The organism is Nonomuraea sp. NPDC051941, assembly GCF_044593615.1.
The window spans coordinates 1-18573 of the sequence record NZ_JBIUCF010000049.1 but is presented as its reverse complement, the minus strand read 5'-3'; the positions used below and the strand labels follow the sequence as shown (position 1 = coordinate 18573).

Sequence of the window (18573 nt, the reverse complement as noted above, 5' to 3'; positions counted from 1 at the left end):
TGCATTACCTACCGTTTAGCTAGGTAATGCCTCGGCCCCAAGGAATGCGTGTGAAGAGACTCAAGGGCATCGTCCCCTTCGTCCTCGTCGTCTCCCTGACCGCCTGCGGCTCTCAGCAGCCCGCCCAGCAAACCCAGGACACCTCCCTGACCTGGGCCATCGAGACCCAGCCGCTCACCTTGAACCCCCAGCAATGGGGCCAGAACAAGGTCAGGCTGCTCGTGTTCAACCAGTTCGACGCGCTGCTCTCGCGCCAGAAGGACGGCACGTTCCAGCCATGGCTGGCCAAGTCGTGGAAGGTGTCGGACGACGGTCTGACGTACACGCTGGAACTACGCGACGACGTGACCTTCCACGACGGCACGAAGTTCGACGCGGCGGCGGTCAAGGCGAACCTGGAGCAGTTCCTGGTGCCCGGCTACAACCCCGGCATCGCCTCCATCCAGCTCAAGTCCTTCGCCAAGGCCGAGGTGAAATCGCCGACCACCGTCGAGATCACGCTGAAGGAGCCGGACGCGCTCTTCCTCGACTTCCTCGCCTCGCCCCTCGCGGGGCAGGTCTCGCCGAAGTCGCTGAAGGCGGCCAAGGACCTCAAGTCCGGCGGGCCCGACCTGGTGGGCACCGGGCCGTTCATCCTGGAGTCGTACGTGCGGGGCCAGGAGATCCGCTACCGGCGCAACCCGGACTACAAGTGGCCGCCCGCCGGGTCCGGGCACCAGGGGCCGGCCTACCTGTCGCGGATCACGTACCGGTTCCTGCCCGAGGCGGCGGTGCGCGTCGGCGCGCTCACCTCGGGGCAGGTGCAGGTCATCGAGGGCGTCCCGGCCACCGACGCCGCCATGATCAAGCAGGATCCGGGTCTGACGTACCAGACCTCGCTCAACTCGGGCACCTCCTTCTCCTACTACTTCAACACCGCCCACGCCCCCTTCGACGACCAGCGCGTACGGGAGGCGTTCCGCGAGGCCGTGGACGTGGACGCGGTGTTGAAGGCCGTCTACCAGGGCACCGCCACCAGGGCGTGGAGCGTCGTCACCAAGGGCGGCCCGTTCTACGACGCCTCGCTGGAGGGCGCCTTCGGCGGCGACACCGCCAAGGCCAACGCCCTGCTCGACGCGGCCGGCTGGAAGCAGCGCGACGCCCAGGGCTATCGGGTCAAGGACGGCAGGCGGCTCACCGTGCGCTCCGTCGCCTCCGCGCCGTTCGTCCGCGACCGCCGCGACATTCTCGCCCAGGCCATCCAGGCGCAGGTCAAGCAGAGCGCCGGGATCGACTTCCAGGTCAAGATCGTGGACCAGGGAACGGCGCAGAAGGCCTACACCGAGGGGGAGTACGAGATCTTCGAGAACTCCCGCGGTGACGCCGACGCGGGCGCCGCGCTCAACCTGATCCTGCCGCGCAAGGGGCCGATCAACCGCACCGGCTTCACCGACCTCGACGTGGAGAAGTGGCTGGCCGCGGCCGCGGCCTCCGCGTCCCTGGACGAGCGGAAGGCGCTGTACGCCAAAGTGCAGCGGGTCGTGGTGAAGGACAAGGCGATCGTGTTCCCGGTCTACGTGCCCGCCGACCAGATCGCGGCGCAGAAGAGCGTCCAGGGCCTGGGCTTCGAGGCCGGCTCCGGCACGCCGCGCAGCGCGTACGACGTCCGGATCGGCACATGACCGGACAGCCGGCGACGGCCCGCGGCAGGGACGCCGTCAAAGCCCGGGTCAGGGGTGTCGTCAAGCGGGTGCTCGCCGGGCTCGCCGTGCTGTGGGCGGCGGCCAGCGCCTCGTACGTCGCGCTGCTGCTCGCGCCGGGCGACACCATCGACATCCTGGTCGGCGACGGCCCCGACACCCCCGAGATCCGGGCGCGGATCGTCGCCGAATGGGGGCTCGACCGGCCGGAGGTCGTCCAGTACGTGTCCTACCTGTGGCGGCTGCTCCACGGCGACCTCGGCCGCTCGTACCAGCTCCAGCTCGGCGTCGGCGAGATCCTGTCCACCCAGCTGGGCCCGACCCTGCAGCTCACGCTGGCGGCGGCCGGGGTCGGAGTGTCGCTCGCCGGGGTGATCGCCGTCGTGACCGCGGGGCGGGGCCGGTGGCTGCGCGGCGCGGCCTCGGCGGCCGAGCTGGTCTCGGTGTCGGTGCCGCCGTTCCTGATCGGGCTGGTGCTGCTGGCGGTGTTCTCGTTCACGCTCGGCTGGTTCCCCGTGTCGGGCGCGTCCGGGCCGCAGGCGCTCGTGCTGCCCGCGCTCGCGCTGGGCCTGCCGATCGCGGGCGTGCTCGGCCAGGTGCTGCGCGGCGGCCTGGAGCGGGCGCTGGAGCAGCCGTTCGCGGTCACGGCCAGGGCACGCGGGCTGAGCGAGCCGCGGCTGGTGGCCAGGCACGCGCTCCGGCACGCGCTGATCCCCGCCGTGACGCTGGCCGGCTGGTTCACCGGCACGCTGCTCGGCGGGGCCGTCATCACCGAGGTGCTCTTCGGCCGGCCGGGGCTCGGGCAGGTGGCGATGCAGGCCGTCACGGGCCGGGACATGCCGGTGGTGATGGCCGTCGTCCTGCTGTCGGCCATCGTGTACGTGACCATCAGCACCCTCCTCGACCTGGCCTACCGCGCCATCGACCCCCGGATCGGAGGCCGGCCGTGACCTCGTCGCGCTCGCTGCTCGCGCCCGCGGCGTTCCTCGTCCTGCTGGCGGTGGCGGTGGCTGCCCCCGGGCTGCTGACCGGCGTGGACCCGCTGGCGGCCGACCCGGTGAGCGCGCTCGCGCCGCCCGGCGGCGCGCACTGGTTCGGCAGCGACCACCTCGGCCGCGACGTGCTGTCCAGGGTCGTGCACGGCGCCCGCCACTCGCTCAGCATCGGCGTCACCGCGACCGCCCTGGCCGTGACCGCCGGGGTGCTGCTCGGCCTGGCCGCCGGGCTGTCGCCGAAGTGGCTGGACGAGGCGCTGGCCAGGTCGTTCGACGTCCTGTCCACCCTGCCGGAGCTGCTGCTCGCCCTGCTCGTCATCGCCGTCACCGGCCCCGGCACGGGCAATGTCATCTTCGCCATCGCGGTCGCCCAGATCCCCAACTACGCCCGCGTCATCCGCGCCCAGACCTTCGTCGTGCGCCACGCCGGATACGTCGAGCAGGCCGTCACGTTCGGCCGGTCCAGGGCCGCGATCACGGCCGGGCACGTGCTGCCGAACGTGCTCGGGCCGATCCCTGTCCTGGCCACCATCGGGCTCGGCCAGGCCGTCATCGCCGCCTCCGGGCTCAGCTTCCTCGGCATGGGCCCGCAGCCCCCGGCCGCCGAATGGGGCGCGATGCTCTCAGAGGCCCGCAACTACCTGCGGGTGGCCTGGTGGGAGGCGCTGTTCCCGGGCGTCGCGATCACGCTGACCGTGGTCAGCCTCACCGTCGTCGGCCGCCGGCTCCAACGCCGCTTCGAGGGGAGAACCCCATGACGACCTTTGTCTCCCCTCCGACGGTCGCCACCCTGGTCGCCGTGGAGGACCTGCGCGTGAGCTTCGGCGGGACCGAGGTCGTGCGCGGGGTCTCCTTGTCGCTCGCCCCGGGCGAGTGCGTGGCCGTCGTCGGCGAGTCCGGGTCCGGCAAGAGCGTCACGGCCCGCACGCTGCTCGGCCTGGCCGGGCCGGGCGCCACCGTGCGGGCGGCCGCGTTCAGCGTCGGCGGCCGGGACGCGCTCGGCTTCGGACCGGCGCAGTGGCGCGGGTTGCGCGGCGGGTTCGCCGGGCTGGTGCTGCAGGACGCGCTGGTCTCCCTCGACCCGCTGCGGACCGTGGGGGCCGAGATCGGCGAGGTGCTGGCCGTCCACGACGTCGTCCCGCGGGCACGGCGCCGCGACAGGACGCTCGAACTGCTCGACGCGGTCGGCGTGCCAGATCCGCCGCTGCGTGTCGGGCAGCACCCGCACCAGCTCTCCGGCGGGCTGCGGCAGCGGGTGCTGATCGCCTCGGCCATCGCGGCCGGACCCGAGCTGATCATCGCCGACGAGCCGACCACCGCGCTCGACGTCACCGTGCAGGCCCAGATCCTGCGGCTGCTGGCCGAGCGCCGGGCCGCCGGCTGCGCGCTGCTGCTGATCAGCCACGACCTGGCCGTCGTCGCCTCGATCGCCGACCGCATCCTCGTCATGAAGGACGGCCGCGTCGTCGAGGAGGGCCCTGCCGGGAGCGTGTTGTCGGCGCCGTCGCACGACTACACCCGCTCGCTGCTGGCCGCCGTCCCGTCGGCCGCCTCCCGGGGCACCCGCCTGTCCACCGCGCCGCCGGGCTCGCCGCTGCCGCGCCGTACGCCGGACCTGTCGGCGCCGGTGCTCGCCGGCACCGGCCTGTCCAGGTCGTACGGGCCGCGCCGGGTGGTCGACGACGTCTCGTTCACCCTGTGCGAGGGCGAGACGCTCGGCGTCGTCGGCGAGTCGGGCTCGGGCAAGACCACCCTGGCCCGCCTGGCCCTCGGCCTGCTCGAACCCGACGCGGGCGTGGTCACCCTGCACGGCCGCCCGTGGAGCCAGGTGCCAGAACGCAAGCGCCGCCCGCTCCGCCGCCGGATCCAGCTCATCTCCCAGAACCCGCTCGACTCCTTCGACCCCCGCCACACCGTCGGCCGCCTGGTCGCCGAGCCGCTCGACCTGCCCGCGGCCGAGCGCCGGGCGCGGGTGCTCGACCTGCTCGAACGCGTCGGCCTGCCGCCCGGCGTCGCCGGCCGCCACCCGCGCGAGCTGTCGGGCGGCCAGCGGCAGCGCGTCGCCATCGCCAGGGCCCTCGGCCCCCGCCCCGACGTGCTGGTCTGCGACGAGCCGGTCTCCGCGCTGGACGTCTCGATCCAGGCCCAGGTGCTGGACCTGCTCGCCGAGATCCAGGCCGAGTACGGTACTGCCATGCTGTTCATCAGCCACGACCTCGGCGTGGTGCACCACGCCAGCGACCGGGTCCTGGTCATGAAGGACGGCCGGGTGGTCGAGGAGGGCGACGTGACGGAGGTGTTCACCCGCCCCCGGCACCCGTACACGCGGGAACTGGTCGCGGCGGTTCCTCGGCTTTCCTGAATTTCCTACCAAATGTGTGGGATACTGGACGGGTGAGTCTGGACAGGATCCGCGCGTCGAGCGCCCGAGCCGATTCCCCGCTGACCGCCGCCATCCTGGCGGGGCGATGGATCAGATCCGCCGCGGCCGACGACGAGCACGGAAGGCGCTGGCTGGCCAATCCCGATCCGCACGGCGGGTCGGCGGTCACCTCCGAGCCCTCGTCCCTCTACTCGGGGGCGGCGGGCGTCGTGCTGTTCTTCCTCGAACTGGCCGCGGCCACCGGCCACGAGGCGTACCTGGAGGACGCCAGGCAGGGGGCCCGCAGGCTCGCCGCCACCTGGCGCGAGCAGGACGACGTCTCCCTCTACCACGGGCTGACCGGCACGATGGTCGCGCTCATGGAGGCGGGCTGGGTGCTCGGCGACGGCGCGTTCGAGGCCGAGGCCGCCGCCATCGCGGACGTGATCGTCCGCCGGGGCCGGGAGTCCGAGGGCGGTGTCGGGTGGTCGCGGGATCCCGCGCAGCGCGGCGAGGGCGGCGTCATCCTCGGGCTGCTGCGGGCCGCCGCCCACCTCGGCGTGCCCGCGTACGAGGAGGCGGCCGTCGAGGCGGGCCTGCGGATCGCCCGGCTGCCCGTCCCCGGGCACCGGTTCGGCGACTGCGCCGACCTGCCCGTGGACGCCGTCACACCGGGCTTCCTCGCCGGCACGGCCGGGACCGCGTTCCTGCTGGCCCGCCTGTACGGGGTGACCGGCGACGAGCGTTTCCTCTTCGCCGCGCGCAGCGGCGCGGCCTTCGTCCGCGAGGTCAGCGTCGTGGCCGGCGGCTGCGCGGTCGTGCCGCACCACGTGCCGCACGCCAGGGAGCTGCACTATCTGGGCTTCTGCTCCGGCTCCGCGGGCGTGGCCAGGATGTTCTACGAGCTGTACCGGGTGGGGGGCGACCCCGGCGACCTGGAGTGGGTGGAGCGGCTGGCCAGCGGCATCGTCAAGAGCGGCGTGCCGCGCCGCCGTACCGAGGGCTACTGGAACGTGGCCTGCCAGTGCTGCGGGACGGCCGGGCTCATCGAGTTCTTCGTGGGGCTGTGGGCGGCGACGGGGGAGGAGTCCCACCTGGAGTACGCCCGCGGGCTCGCCACCGACCTGATCGGCCGGGCCACCGACCACGACGGGCGCGGCTACCGCTGGTACCAGGCCTACCGGCGGCTGCGGCCGGGAGAGGTGACGGCCGACACCGGCTACATGGTGGGCGCGGCCGGCATCGGCGCCGCCCTCCTCCACCTCGACGCCGCAGGTCAGGCCGACCATCCGCGCCGCGTCATCCTGCTGCCCGACAATCCGTTCCCCGCGATCCCGCTGCCTGCTTCTGCGCTCCGTTGACAGCGATACCCAGTTTTCCTACTGTTTAACTGGGTGTTGAGCCAAGGAGCACATCATGACCGAATGTGACGTCCCCTGCCACCGCGAGCAGGTCGCATGAAGCAGGTCCACCTGGCCGCGCACTTCCCCGGCGTCAACAACACCACCGTCTGGACCGACCCCCGCTCCCGCAGCCAGATCGACTTCGAGTCGTTCGCCGACCTGGCCCGCACCGCGGAGCGGGGCAAGTTCGACTTCTTCTTCCTGGCCGAGGGCCTGCGGCTGCGCGAGCTGAAGGGCCGCATCCACGACCTGGACGTGGTCGGCCGCCCCGAGTCGCTCACCGTGCTGGCCGCGCTCGCCGCCGTCACCGAGCGCCTCGGGCTGGCCGCCACCGTCAACGCGACCTTCAACGAGCCGTACGAGCTGGCCAGGCGGCTGGCCACGCTCGACCACCTCAGCGCGGGCCGGGCCGCCTGGAACGTGGTCACCACCTCCGACGCCTTCACCGGCGAGAACTTCCGCCGCGGCGGCTACCTGGATCGTTCCGAGCGCTACACGCGGGCCGAGGAGTTCGTCCGGCTGTCGCGCGAGCTGTGGGACTCCTGGCGGCCCGACGCCGTGCTCGCCGACCAGGAGAGCGGGCGGTTCCTGCGGCCCGGGTCCGTCTCGGCGGTCAGCCACCGGGGCCGCCACTTCACCGTCGAGGGGCGCTTCAACGTCCCGCGCGGGCCGCAGGGCCATCCCGTGGTCATCCAGGCGGGGGACTCCGACGAGGGCAGGGAGTTCGCCGCGGCCAACGCCGACGTCATCTTCAGCCGCCACGGCACGCTGGAGGAGGGCCGGGCCTTCTACGCCGACGTCAAACGCCGGCTGGCCAGGTACGGGCGGCAGCCGCACCAGCTCAAGATCATGCCGGCGGCGACGTTCGCGCTCGGCGACACCGACGCCGAGGCGGCCGAGCGCGCCGCCGAGATCCGCCGCCAGCAGGTGGGGCCGCAGACCGCGATCGCCTTCCTGGAGCAGATCTGGGGCCGGGACATGTCCGCCTACGACCCCGAAGGGCCGCTGCCCGACGTGGAGCCCGCCGTCGAGCAGGGCGTCTCCCAGGGCCGGGTGCAGGTGGCCGACCGGGTCGCCGTGGCGGCGCGATGGCGGGCCGTGGCCGAGGAGAAGGAGCTGAGCATCCGCGAGCTGGTGATCCACATGACCGGGCGGCAGTCGTTCGTGGGCTCGCCCGCGACCGTGGCCGCGCAGATCGAGGAGTTCGTGCGCACGGACGCCGCCGACGGGTTCATCCTGGTCCCGCACCTCACGCCGGGCGGGCTGGACGACTTCGTGGCCGAGGTGGTGCCGCTGCTGCAGGAACGCGGCGTGTTCCGTACCGACTACGAGGGCGCCACGCTCCGCGACCACCTCGGGCTGGGAGGCGCGGCATGACGCGGGCACCCCTGCACCTGGCCGTCGCGCTCGACGGCGCCGGCTGGCATCCCGCCGCCTGGCGGGACCCCGCCGTCGACGCGCGGGAGCTGTTCACCGCCCGCCACTGGGCCGGGCTGGTCGCCGAGGCCGAGCGCGGTCTGCTCGACTTCGTCACCATCGAGGACGCCCTGGGCCTGCAGTCCTCGGGCCTCGACGGGCCCGACGACCGCACCGACCAGGTGCGCGGCCGGTTCGACGCGGTGCTGCTCGCGGCGGCGCTCGCGCCGCTGACCACGCGCATCGGGCTGGTGCCCACGGCCACGACGACGCACACGGAGCCGTTCCACGTGGCGGTCGGCATCGCGAGCCTGGACCACGTCAGCCTGGGTCGCGCCGGGTGGCGGGTCCAGGTCTCGGCCCGCGCTTGGGAGGCGGCCCACTTCGGCCGCAGGGAGATCCCGGCGCTCATCCCCAAACGGGACACGGCGGGCCGGTGGGAGCTCGACGAGCGGGCCCGGGAGCTCATCGCGGACCTCTTCGAGGAGGCGGGCGACGCCGTGGAGGTGGCCAGGCGGCTGTGGGACAGCTGGGAGGACGACGCCGAGATCCGTGACGTGGCCACCGGCCGGTTCGTCGACCGGGACAAGCTCCACTACATCGACTTCGCCGGATCCCGGTTCTCCGTCAAGGGGCCGTCGATCACGCCCAGGCCGCCGCAGGGGCAGCCGGTCGTGACCGTGCTCGACCACGGCGGGTCGCCGGTGCCGTACGAGCTGCCGGCCCGCGCCGCCGACGTCGTCCTCGTCACCCCGCACAGCCGTGACCACGCGCGGGACATCGTCGAGCAGGTCAGGAGCCGTCCCAGAGACGGGCACCCGCTCAAGATCCTGGCCGACCTGCTCGTCCACATCGGCGACGACGCGGCCGAGCGCAGGGCCCGGCTCGACGGGCTCGCCGCGCCGCCCGAATCGGACGCGTACACCTTCGCCGGCTCCGCCGCCGAGCTGGCCGACCTGCTGCTGGACTGGCAGGAGGCCGGGATCGAGGGGTACCGGCTGCGGCCCGGGGTCGCGCCGCTCGATCTGACGGCGATCACCCGCGAGCTGGTCCCCGAGCTGCGGCGGCGCGGCGCCTTCAGGAGCCGGTACGAGGCCGCCACCCTGCGCGAGCACCTCGGCCTGCCGCGCGCGATCAACCGTTACGCCTCCCAGAAAGCGGATATTGCGTGAAATTTCTGGCCATCACCTTGATCGTTCACGACGGCCGCACGTCCACCAACGAGCGATTCCGCGAGGTCGTCTCCAACGCGGTCCTGGCCGAGGAGCTCGGCTTCGACGGGTTCGGGGTGGGGGAGCGGCACGAGCGGCCGTTCATCTCCTCCTCCCCGCCCGTGGTGCTCAGCCACATCGCCGCCCGGACCTCCCACATCCGGCTGTTCACCGCGGTCACCACGCTCAGCCTGCTGGACCCGGTCCGGGCGTACGAGGACTACGCCACCCTCGACCACCTGTCCGGCGGGCGGCTCGAACTGATCATCGGCAAGGGGAACGGCGCTGCCCAGGCCCAGCTCTTCCACGTCACCGCCGAGGACCAGTGGGAGCGCAACCGCGAGTCGTACGAGCTGTTCCGCAGGCTGTGGCGGGAGGACAAGGTCACCTGGGAGGGGCGGTTCAGGCCGTCGCTGACCGAGGCCGAGACCTGGCCGCGCCCGCTCCAGCGGCCGGTGCGCGTCTGGCACGGCAGCGCCACCAGCAAGGAGTCGGTGGACCTGGCCGCGCGCTTCGGCGACCCGCTCTTCTCCGCGAACGTCACCAACCCCATCGAGCCCTACGCCGAGCTGATCGAACACTACCGGGAGCGGTGGGCGCACTACGGGCACGACCCGGCCGAAGCCCTGGTCGGAGCGGGCACCGCGGGCTACTACGCCGCGAAGACCTCGCAGGAGGCCATCGAGACGTACCGGCCGATCTTCGAGGCCCGCCAGGAGACCTTCAAGCGGTACGGCGCCCCGCTCGTCTTCCACTCGCTGGAGGACGCCATCGAGCGCAGCTCCATCCTGGTCGGGAGCCCGCAGCAGATCATCGACAAGGTGCACCGCTACCACGACCGGTTCGGGCATGAGGTGATGCACCTGCACGCGGACGCCGACGGGCTGACGGACGCGCAGCACCGCTCGGCGCTGGAGCTGTTCCAGTCGGACATCGCTCCCGTGCTGCGCAAGGAGATACCCAGCAGGCCGTTCCCGGGAGGTTCCTCATGACGGTCCCCCTGTCCATCCTCGACCTGGCGCCGATCCCCTCCGGCGGGACCGCCCGGGACGCGATCCGCAACACCGTCGACCTGGCGCGGCAGGCCGAGTCCTTCGGCTACCGCCGGTACTGGCTGGCCGAGCACCACTTCGCGCCCGGCGTGGCCGGCTCGGCGCCCGCCGTGCTCATCGGGCTGGTCGCCGCGGCGACCGGCCGGATCCGGGTCGGCTCGGGGGCGGTGCAGCTCGGCCACCAGACGCCGCTGGCGGTGGTGGAGCAGTTCGGCCTCCTGGACGCGGCCCATCCGGGGCGCATCGACCTGGGTCTCGGCCGTTCCGGCCAGCGCCGCGCCGAGCTCGCCCGCCCCTCGGAACGTCCCCCGGAGCCTCCTCCTGCCGAGGCGAGGGTGGTGGACGGGCTGCTCATCCCGCCCCCGTTCGACTTCTCCGCGCTGATCAGGGCGGCGCCGCACCTCGCCGTCCAGGCCTCCCTCCTCCAGCAACCCGGCGCCGAGACGCCGGACTTCGCCGACCAGCTCGACGACGTCCAGGCGTTCCTGGCCGGCACCTACACCTCCGCCGACGGGCGGAGCGCCCATGCGATCCCGGGCGAGGGCGCGGACGTCGAGGTGTGGATCCTGGGCAGCAGCGGCGGCCAGAGCGCGCAGGTGGCGGGGGAGCGGGGCCTGCCGTTCGCGGCCAACTACCACGTCAGCCCGTCCAGTGTGCTGGAGGCGGTGGAGGCGTACCGGGAGGCGTTCAAGCCGTCCGACGTCCTGGAGGAGCCGTACGTGATCGTGTCCGCCGACGTCGTCGTGGCGCGGGACGCGGCCACGGCGCGGGAGCTGGCCAAGCCCTACGGCCTGTGGGTGCGCAGCATCCGCACCGGGCAGGGCGCGATGCCGTACCCCACGCCGGAGGAGGCCGACGCCCACGTGTGGAGCGAGGAGGACAGGAAGCTGGTGGCCGACCGCCTCGACACCCAGTTCGTCGGCGACCCGGAGGCGGTGGCGGACGGGCTGCGGGTGCTCCAGCGGGTCACCGGGGCCGACGAGCTGCTGATCACCACCATCACGCACGGCCACGCCGACCGCGTCCGCTCGTATGAGCTGCTCGCGGACGCTTGGGGGTAATTCATGTATGTCCAGTAGGAAAAGTTGACTTTAGGGACCGGGGAACGTAGTTTCGTAGGCATGGGCCTTTACCTGACCCGGCGCCCGCACGTGGACTTCGGCCACGTCGCCAGCGCGCAGTGTCGCTGATCACGTACCGCTGAACCCCCCTCTCTCCCCTTCAGAGGAAACAACGTGATCAAGACCAGACATGCCCTCCTGGCCGCCTTGATGTCCGCCGTACTGGCGGCCTGCGGCACGGCCCAGGCGAACCCCCAACAAGAGGTGAAGGTGCTGCGCTACCAGGGCAGCGCCGGCAACGTCACCTTCCCCGAACTGGCCGAGGAGCTCGGCTATCTCGGCGACGTCAAGCTCAGGTGGGTCGGCAACACCACCTCCGGCCCCCAGGACATCCAGTCGGCCGCGACCGGGCAGACCGACTTCGGCGGCGCCTTCAACGGCGCCATCGTCAAGCTCAAGGCCGCCAAGGCGCCGATCAAGGCCGTGATCGGCTACTACGGCTCCGACCAGGCCACCTACAACGGCTACTACGTCAAAGAGGACAGCCCGATCAGGTCCGCCCGGGACCTGATCGGCAAGAAGATCGGCGTCAACACCCTCGGCGCCCACCACGAGGCCGTCATCAAGGAGTACCTCAAGCGCGAAGGGCTGACGCCCGAGGAGGTCAAGCAGGTCCAGCTCGTGGTGATCCCGCCGGTCAACACCGAGCAGGCCCTGCGCCAGGGGCAGCTCGACGTCGGCACCCTCGGCGGCGTGCTCAGGGACAAGGCGCTGGAGCGCGGCGGCCTGCGCCCCCTGTTCAAGGACGTGGACCTGTTCGGCCCGTTCACCGCCGGGTCCGTCGTGCTCCGCGAGGACTTCATCGCCGCCAACCCCCACACCGTCAAGACGTTCGTGACCGGATTCGCGAAGGCCATCGAGTGGGCGCAAACCCACTCGCGCGAGGAGGTCGTCGCCAAGTTCCAGCAGATCATCGCCAAGCGCGGCCGCAACGAGAGCGCCGACGCCGTGCGGTTCTGGAAGAGCACCGGCATCGCCGCCAAGGGCGGTGTCATCGCCGACCAGGAGTTCAAGACCTGGACCGGCTGGCTGGAGCGCGAGGGCGAGATCAAGCCCGGCCAGGTCAAGGTCTCCGACCTCTACACCAACCAGTTCAACCCCTATGCCGGCGGGAGCGGGTCATGACCAAGATCAGCATCCGGAACGTGGCCAAGACGTTCCAGGTCAGGGACGCCGACCAGCCGTTCACCGCGCTGTCCGGCATCGACCTCGACGTGCGCGAGGGCGAGTTCCTCACGCTCGTCGGCCCCAGCGGCTGCGGCAAGTCCACCCTGCTCGACCTCATCGCCGGGCTGACCGCGCCGACGTCCGGGGAGATCCTCATCGACGGCGCGCAGGTGACCGGGCCCGGGCTCGACCGGGGCATCGTCTTCCAGCAGTACGCGCTGTTCCCCTGGCGCACGGCCCAGTCCAACGTCGAGTTCGGGCTGGAGGCCAAGGGCGTGCCCAGGAAGGAACGGGCGCGGCGGGCCCGCGAGCACCTCGCGCTCGTGGGGCTGGCCGGGTTCGAGGAGCGCTATCCGCACGAGCTGTCCGGCGGCATGCGCCAGCGGGTGGCCATCGCGCGCAGCCTCGCGTTCGACCCCGACGTGCTGCTGATGGACGAGCCGTTCGCCGCCCTGGACGCGCAGACCCGCGAGTCCCTCCAGGAGGAGCTCGTGCACGTGTGGGAGCAGACCGGCAAGACCGTCGTGTTCATCACGCACGGCATCGACGAGGCCGTCTACCTCGGGCAGCGGGTCGCCGTCATGACCTCCCGGCCGGGGCGGATCAAGGAGGTCATCGACGTGCGCTTCGCCTCGCGCGAGGGAGATCTGCGGGCGGATCCGGTGTTCGGGGAATACCGGCACCGGGTGTGGGGGCTGCTGCGGGAAGAGGTCGCGGCGGCGCAGGTGCAGGAGCGGAAGGTGGCGACCAGTCGTGGCTGACCAGAAACTGCTCCCCGGCGACGTCCACCAGTACGACGAGGCCGCCCCGGCTCCGACCCCGACCCCGACCCCGACCCCGGCCTCGACTCCGGCTCCGACCTCGGCTTTGGCCTTGACGGAGCCGTCGCGCCGGCGGCTTCCCGGCGGGCGGTGGCTCAGGCGGGCGGTCACGAACTCCACCGCCATCCTGCTCCTCCTCGCCGCCTGGGAGGTGCTGCCCAGGCTCGGCGTCGTCGACCCCGTCTTCGTCCCGCCGCTCTCGGAGAACCTCGTCGCCTGGTACGACCTCCTCGTCGGCGGCCAGCTCCCCGAGCACCTAGAGGCGTCCCTCGCCCGCTCGCTGTCCGGCTTCGGCCTGGCCATCGTGCTGGCGATCCCGCTCGGCCTGCTGATCGGCTGGTACAAACCGGTCGCCGACTTCCTCACCCCGCTGCTGGAGCTGTTCCGCAACACCTCGGCGGTGGCGCTGCTGCCGGTGTTCACGCTGATCCTGGGCATCGGGGAGACGACGAAGGTCACCTTCGTGCTGTACGCGTGCGCGTGGCCGATCCTGCTCAACACGATCAGCGGCGTGAAGACCGTCGAGCCGCTGCTCATCAAGTCGGCCAGGTCGATGGGCCTCGGCCCGGTCCGCCTGTTCCAGAAGGTGATCCTGCCCGCCGCCGTGCCCACCATCTTCACCGGGGTGCGGCTGGCGGGCGCGTACTCGATCCTCGTCCTGCTCTTCGCCGAGATGGTGGGCGCCAAGGCCGGACTCGGGTATCTCATCCTCGACACCCAGTCCAGCTTCCGCATCCCCGACATGTACGCGGGAATCATCACGATCTCCGTACTCGGCCTGCTGTTCAACCTGCTCCTGGTCGGCGTCGAGCGCCGCTTCTCCACCTGGAGGACCACTTGACGAGAAAGCTCCACCTGAACGCCTTCCTCATGGGCGTCGGCCACCACGAGGCGGCCTGGAGACACCCCCGAACCGAACCCGCCCGCCTCACCGACGTCCGCCACTACCAGGAGCTCGCCAGGATCGCCGAACGCGGCAAGCTCGACTCCGTCTTCCTCGCCGACGGCGTGGCCCTGCACGGCAACGTCCGGCACAACGCGCTCGGCGGCCTCGAACCCCTGACCCTGCTGTCGGCCCTGGCCGCCGTCACCGATCACATCGGCCTCATCGCCACCGTGTCGACGACGTACAATGAGCCCTTCCACGTGGCCCGCAAGTTCGCCTCGCTCGACCACATCAGCGGCGGCCGGGCCGGCTGGAACATCGTCACCTCCGCCGGCGAGGCCGAGGCCCGCAACTTCGGCATCGTCCGTCCCTCGCACGCCGACCGCTACGCCAGGGCCGGCGAGTTCCTGGAGGTCACGCGGAAGCTGTGGGACAGCTGGGAGGACGACGCGATCCTGGGCGACCGCGTCGCCGGCGACTACGCCGACACCGGCAAGATCCACCCAATCGAGCACGCGGGGGAGCACTTCTCGGTCAGCGGCCCCCTGAACACCTCCCGCTCACCCCAGGGCCACCCGCTCCTGGTCCAGGCCGGGTCCTCGGAGGACGGCAAGGACTTCGCCGCCCGCTACGCCGAGGCCGTCTTCACCGCCCAGCAGACCCTGCGGGAAGGGCAGGAGTTCTACGCCGATCTGAAGCGGCGGCTGGCCGCCTACGGGCGGCGGCACGAGGACGTGCTCATCCTGCCGGGCATCTCGCCGATCATCGGCTCGACCGAGCGCGAGGCACTGCGGCTGGAGAAGGAGCTGGAGGACCTGATCATCCCCGCGTACGGGCTGGCGCAGCTCTCCCACATGACCGGCATCGACCTCACCGAGGACGCGCTGGACGGTCCCCTGCCCGACGTGCCCGTGGAGACGGAGGGCGCGCAGAGCCGTCGCAAGCTCGTCGTGGACCTGGCCAGGCGCGAGAACCTCACGGTCAGGCAGCTCCTCAACCGCCTTGCGGGCGGCCGGGGCCACCGCGTGGTCGCAGGAACGCCGGAGCAGATCGCCGACCAGCTCCAGGAATGGTTCCTGGCCGGCGCGGCCGACGGGTTCAACGTCATGCCGCCGATCCTGCCCGGCGGCCTGAGCGACTTCGTCGACCACGTGGTGCCGGAGCTGCAGATCAGGGGCCTGTTCCGGTACGAGTACAAGGGGCGCACGCTCCGCGAGAACTACGGCCTGCCCAGACCCCCGTCCCGCTACGCCGCCGCCGGGCGGGCTGCTCGGCGCGAAGCGGCGGTGGCGCGATGAGCATCGTGACCCTCGTGGGCAACCCCCGGCCCGGCTCCCGCACCCTCTCGGTGGCCACCTCCGCAGCCCAGGCCGTCGGCGACCGCCTCGGCGCCGTCTCGGAGGCGTACGAGGTCGTGGACCTGTCGGGCCTCGCGCCCCACCTGCTCTCGCCCGTCGCGCACCCCGAGGTGCGCGCGGCCCTGGAACTGGTGACCGGCGCGAGCATCGTCGTCGTGGCGAGCCCCACCTACAAGGGCACGTACACAGGGCTGCTGAAGTCGTTCCTCGACCGCCTGCCACCGGACGCGCTGGCGGGCACGGCGGCGCTGCCGCTCCTGGTCATGGGGGATCCCAAGCATTCGCTGGCGGTGGAGGTGCACCTGCGCCCGCTGCTGGTGGAACTGGGCGCCTTCGTGCCGACACCGGGACTGGCGGTGCTGGAGTCGCAGATTCCGGAGCTGGGAGAGGTGGTGGCGGGGTGGGCCGATCGTGTGGCGCCGCAGGTGACCGCTGTGCTCAAGGAAGGGGCGCTTTCGTGACGGAGACGGTGGCCGCCCGGGAGGCCCGCCGAGCCAGAGAGGCCCGCCAGGCCCGGGACGCACGCCGCACCTCAGACCCCCGCCCTGTGCCCGACTCCCGCCCTGTGCCCGGCTCCCGCAATGGGCACGCGTCCGAGGCGCCGACGGTGCCTGCGACGCGCCCGGCCCCGGAGGAGCCGGAGAGGAGCGCGGTCGACGCCGACGGGTTCCGCCGGGCGCTCGCCGTACACGCCGCCGGGGTCGTCATCATCACCGCCCAGAACGACGGCATCCCCGTCGGGCTGACGGCCACGTCCTTCTCCTCCGTCAGCCTCGACCCACCCCTGGTCTCGTTCTACGTCGACCAGTCCTCCACCACCTGGCCCTGGCTGCGCGACGCGGACCACTTCGCGGTCAACGTTCTGGCCAGCGACCAGGCCGAGCTGGCCGCCAGGTTCGCGCGCAAGGACATCGACCGGTTCGCCGAGCCCACCCGCTGGCGTCCGGGCCCCCTGGGCGCGCCCCTGCTCCAGGACGTCTCCGCCCACCTCATCTGCCTCCCGCACGAGACCGTGGACGTCGGCGACCACACCCTGGTGGTCGGCCTGGTCGCCGAGGCCAGGGTGCACAGCCCGGGCCGTCCCCTCATCTACCACCAGGGCCGCTTCGGCCGCTTCATCGCCCACCCCTAGAGAAACGACTGAGCGGCCGCCCGGCACATCGCCGGGCGGCCGTTCCATTTCCACCCACAGGGCCCGGACATGCGTATGGCCCTGGCCACGTCATTGGGGCCAGGGCCATACGCAAGGAGCAGAGGTCAGGCGGCGATCGGGGAGTAGGCGGCCGCGTCGCCCTTCAGCACGACACTGGGCCGGCCGTCCACGCCCACCGGCACGTCACCGGCGATCGTGACCCGGTGCAGCCGCCTCGGACGGTCGCCGAAGTCGTGCACCACCCGGTGCTGCGTCGCCCGGTTGTCCCAGATGGCGACGTCGCCGGGTGCCCAGCGCCAGCGCACGGTGTTCTCGACCTCGGTGACGTGCTCCTGGATCAGCCGGATGAGCGAGGCGGACGTGTGCGCCGACAGCCCCACCAGCCGCTTGGCGAAGTCCCCGAGCAGGATCGAGCGTTCGCCGGTCTCCGGGTGCACCCGCACCACGGGGTGCTCGGTCTCGAACACCGTGGAGGCGAACACCTCGGCGCGTTCCCGCGCCCGTTCGGGATCGTCGGAGGTGGCGATGCGGACGTAGTCGTGCTGGTTGGTGTGCACGGCCCGCAGCCGGTCGAGCAGGTCCCGCAGCTCGGCGGGCAGGTGGTCGTACGCGGCCACGGTGTTGGTCCACAGCGTGTCGCCGCCGGCCGCCGGAACGGCGACGGCCCGCAGCACCGACGCCAGCGGCGGCCGGTCCACGAACGTCACGTCCGTGTGCCAGCGATCCACCTTCTGGCCGTCGCGGTAGTCGAGGTCGAGGACGTGGTCGTTCCCGTCGAGCGAGGGGACGGTCGGGTGCGCGGCGGTCGGTTCGCCGAGCAGCCGGGCGAAGGCCACCTGGCTCTGCTCGTCGAGATGGTCTTGTCCGCGGAAGAAGACCACCTTGTGGCCGAGCAGCGCCAGGCGGATCTCCGCGACGACGTCGGCAGGCAGATCGCCGCCGAGCCGTACGCCGGAGATCTCCGCGCCTATCCGGCCGGCGACGGGGATGATGGACAGGGATGACATGGGATTTTTCCTTCCGTCAGAGGGATTGCCTGCGTTCGGAAGGAAGGACAGAGCGCGCTGGCCACGCGGCAGAAGTCCACGTGACCCCGGATGGTCAGAGCCGTCGTCGTCACGCCATCAAACGTAGATCGCCCCACCTCTAAAGTCAATTGAATTGGTAGGGAATTAGGGTTTTCTGTTTCGGTCGGCGATGGCCGGTCAGGAGAACGTCCGGCGGGAGCTGACCGCCGTGCTCCGCGCGGTGAGCGACAGCCGCTCGACCGGCTCGGCACCGACGTCGCCGTTCATGCTCCACGCACCTCGATCTCCTCAATCTCCGCAAGATCGGACTGATCCCGGGAGTTCGGCGGGAGAAGGTCGTGCGGGACCTGGGCGAAACTTGTGGCCCGAGTCAGGCGGGCTACTCGCGCAGCCGATCGAGCATCGACTCGGCAGGCCTGCCCAGCACGTGAGCCAGGTCGGGACTCTGGAACTCCAGCGCCCCCGCCCGTACCTGCACATTGAGCCAGCTCATCGGCCCCGGCCCGGCATCGGGCACCTCCCGGTAGGGCACCCCCAGCACCTCGGCCGCCTCCCGGTAGGTCCACAACGGCCCGGTGAAGTCGTACGCCCGCCCCGGATGCCCGTCCCCGGTCAGCACCTGAACGGCGGCCTCGGCCAGATCGGACCTGAAAGCGGTGTTCAGCCCGCGCCCGCCGGTGCTTCCGGCGAGCTCGCCGCCGGAGACCTGCGGCACGAAGGCGTCGCCGTAGTAGGGATGGCGCAGCAGCGTTTACGGCAGGCCGCTGTCGAGGATGGCCCGTTCGGTGGCGTGGTGGGCCTCGGTGGCGCTGGTGCCCGCTCCCAGCAGGGTATGAACCGTTCTCCATATTCGCTATGAAAGCCAGAGATCCTGCCGTGATCTCTCAGCGCGGTCGAGTGTGTTGAGATGGGCGGCGGCCA

17 protein-coding genes are annotated in these 18573 nt (G+C 71.9%); 15 read left to right on the top strand and 2 right to left on the bottom strand.

The window, feature by feature from the left end; translation table 11 throughout:
• Window positions 1–50: 50 nt before the first annotated feature.
• The 15 genes from ACIHFD_RS52750 (at window position 51) to ACIHFD_RS52680 (ending at window position 16603) form a co-directional block, all read left to right on the top strand.
• A complete protein-coding gene (locus ACIHFD_RS52750) occupies window positions 51–1661 on the top strand; it encodes an ABC transporter substrate-binding protein (protein WP_397373335.1) in 1611 nt (536 codons plus the stop codon).
• Entirely contained in the window at window positions 1658–2629 is a 972-nt protein-coding gene (locus tag ACIHFD_RS52745; protein ID WP_397373334.1) for an ABC transporter permease, read from the top strand. Before ACIHFD_RS52750 ends, ACIHFD_RS52745 begins: the two co-directional genes overlap by 4 nt.
• On the top strand, window positions 2626–3432 hold the full coding sequence (locus ACIHFD_RS52740) for an ABC transporter permease (RefSeq protein WP_350736863.1): 807 nt from the start codon (window positions 2626–2628) through the stop codon (window positions 3430–3432). The genes ACIHFD_RS52745 and ACIHFD_RS52740 overlap by 4 nt, the downstream gene beginning before the upstream one ends.
• The gene (locus ACIHFD_RS52735; protein WP_397373333.1) at window positions 3429–5036 is read left to right on the top strand and encodes a dipeptide ABC transporter ATP-binding protein; all 1608 of its coding nucleotides are present in this window, start codon (window positions 3429–3431) and stop codon (window positions 5034–5036) included. Before ACIHFD_RS52740 ends, ACIHFD_RS52735 begins: the two co-directional genes overlap by 4 nt.
• 32 nt (window positions 5037–5068) lie before the next feature.
• A complete protein-coding gene (locus ACIHFD_RS52730) occupies window positions 5069–6397 on the top strand; it encodes a lanthionine synthetase LanC family protein (protein WP_350736869.1) in 1329 nt (442 codons plus the stop codon).
• A 96-nt stretch (window positions 6398–6493) separates the two neighbouring features.
• Window positions 6494–7816 carry an NtaA/DmoA family FMN-dependent monooxygenase gene (locus ACIHFD_RS52725; protein ID WP_397373332.1) on the top strand — a complete coding sequence of 441 codons (1323 nt, stop codon included), beginning with the start codon at window positions 6494–6496 and terminating at the stop codon, window positions 7814–7816.
• Window positions 7813–9027: an LLM class flavin-dependent oxidoreductase gene (locus ACIHFD_RS52720; RefSeq protein ID WP_397373331.1), complete on the top strand. Its 1215-nt coding sequence runs from the start codon at window positions 7813–7815 to the stop codon at window positions 9025–9027. Before ACIHFD_RS52725 ends, ACIHFD_RS52720 begins: the two co-directional genes overlap by 4 nt.
• A complete protein-coding gene (locus ACIHFD_RS52715) occupies window positions 9024–10058 on the top strand; it encodes an LLM class flavin-dependent oxidoreductase (protein ID WP_397373330.1) in 1035 nt (344 codons plus the stop codon). The genes ACIHFD_RS52720 and ACIHFD_RS52715 overlap by 4 nt, the downstream gene beginning before the upstream one ends.
• Entirely contained in the window at window positions 10055–11179 is a 1125-nt protein-coding gene (locus ACIHFD_RS52710) for an LLM class flavin-dependent oxidoreductase (RefSeq protein WP_397373329.1), read from the top strand. The genes ACIHFD_RS52715 and ACIHFD_RS52710 overlap by 4 nt, the downstream gene beginning before the upstream one ends.
• A gap of 174 nt (window positions 11180–11353) precedes the next feature.
• A complete protein-coding gene (locus ACIHFD_RS52705; RefSeq protein WP_397373328.1) occupies window positions 11354–12364 on the top strand; it encodes an ABC transporter substrate-binding protein in 1011 nt (336 codons plus the stop codon).
• The gene (locus tag ACIHFD_RS52700) at window positions 12361–13167 is read left to right on the top strand and encodes an ABC transporter ATP-binding protein (RefSeq protein ID WP_397373327.1); all 807 of its coding nucleotides are present in this window, start codon (window positions 12361–12363) and stop codon (window positions 13165–13167) included. Before ACIHFD_RS52705 ends, ACIHFD_RS52700 begins: the two co-directional genes overlap by 4 nt.
• Window positions 13160–14068, top strand: coding sequence for an ABC transporter permease (locus ACIHFD_RS52695; protein WP_397373326.1), 909 nt, complete (start codon window positions 13160–13162; stop codon window positions 14066–14068). The genes ACIHFD_RS52700 and ACIHFD_RS52695 overlap by 8 nt, the downstream gene beginning before the upstream one ends.
• A complete protein-coding gene (locus ACIHFD_RS52690) occupies window positions 14065–15411 on the top strand; it encodes an LLM class flavin-dependent oxidoreductase (protein WP_397373325.1) in 1347 nt (448 codons plus the stop codon). Before ACIHFD_RS52695 ends, ACIHFD_RS52690 begins: the two co-directional genes overlap by 4 nt.
• Complete coding sequence (locus tag ACIHFD_RS52685) at window positions 15408–15932, top strand: NADPH-dependent FMN reductase (RefSeq protein ID WP_397373324.1); 525 nt, start codon at window positions 15408–15410, stop codon at window positions 15930–15932. Before ACIHFD_RS52690 ends, ACIHFD_RS52685 begins: the two co-directional genes overlap by 4 nt.
• A gap of 146 nt (window positions 15933–16078) precedes the next feature.
• Window positions 16079–16603 (top strand): flavin reductase family protein, encoded by a 525-nt coding sequence (locus ACIHFD_RS52680; RefSeq protein ID WP_350736894.1) that lies wholly within the window; start codon window positions 16079–16081, stop codon window positions 16601–16603.
• A gap of 125 nt (window positions 16604–16728) precedes the next feature.
• Here ACIHFD_RS52680 and ACIHFD_RS52675 read toward each other — a convergent pair whose 3' ends face one another.
• Complete coding sequence (locus ACIHFD_RS52675; protein ID WP_355201302.1) at window positions 16729–17631, bottom strand: TauD/TfdA family dioxygenase; 903 nt, start codon at window positions 17629–17631, stop codon at window positions 16729–16731.
• 400 nt (window positions 17632–18031) lie between these two features.
• Window positions 18032–18367 (bottom strand): hypothetical protein, encoded by a 336-nt coding sequence (locus tag ACIHFD_RS52670; RefSeq protein ID WP_397373323.1) that lies wholly within the window; start codon window positions 18365–18367, stop codon window positions 18032–18034.
• Window positions 18368–18573 lie beyond the last annotated feature (206 nt).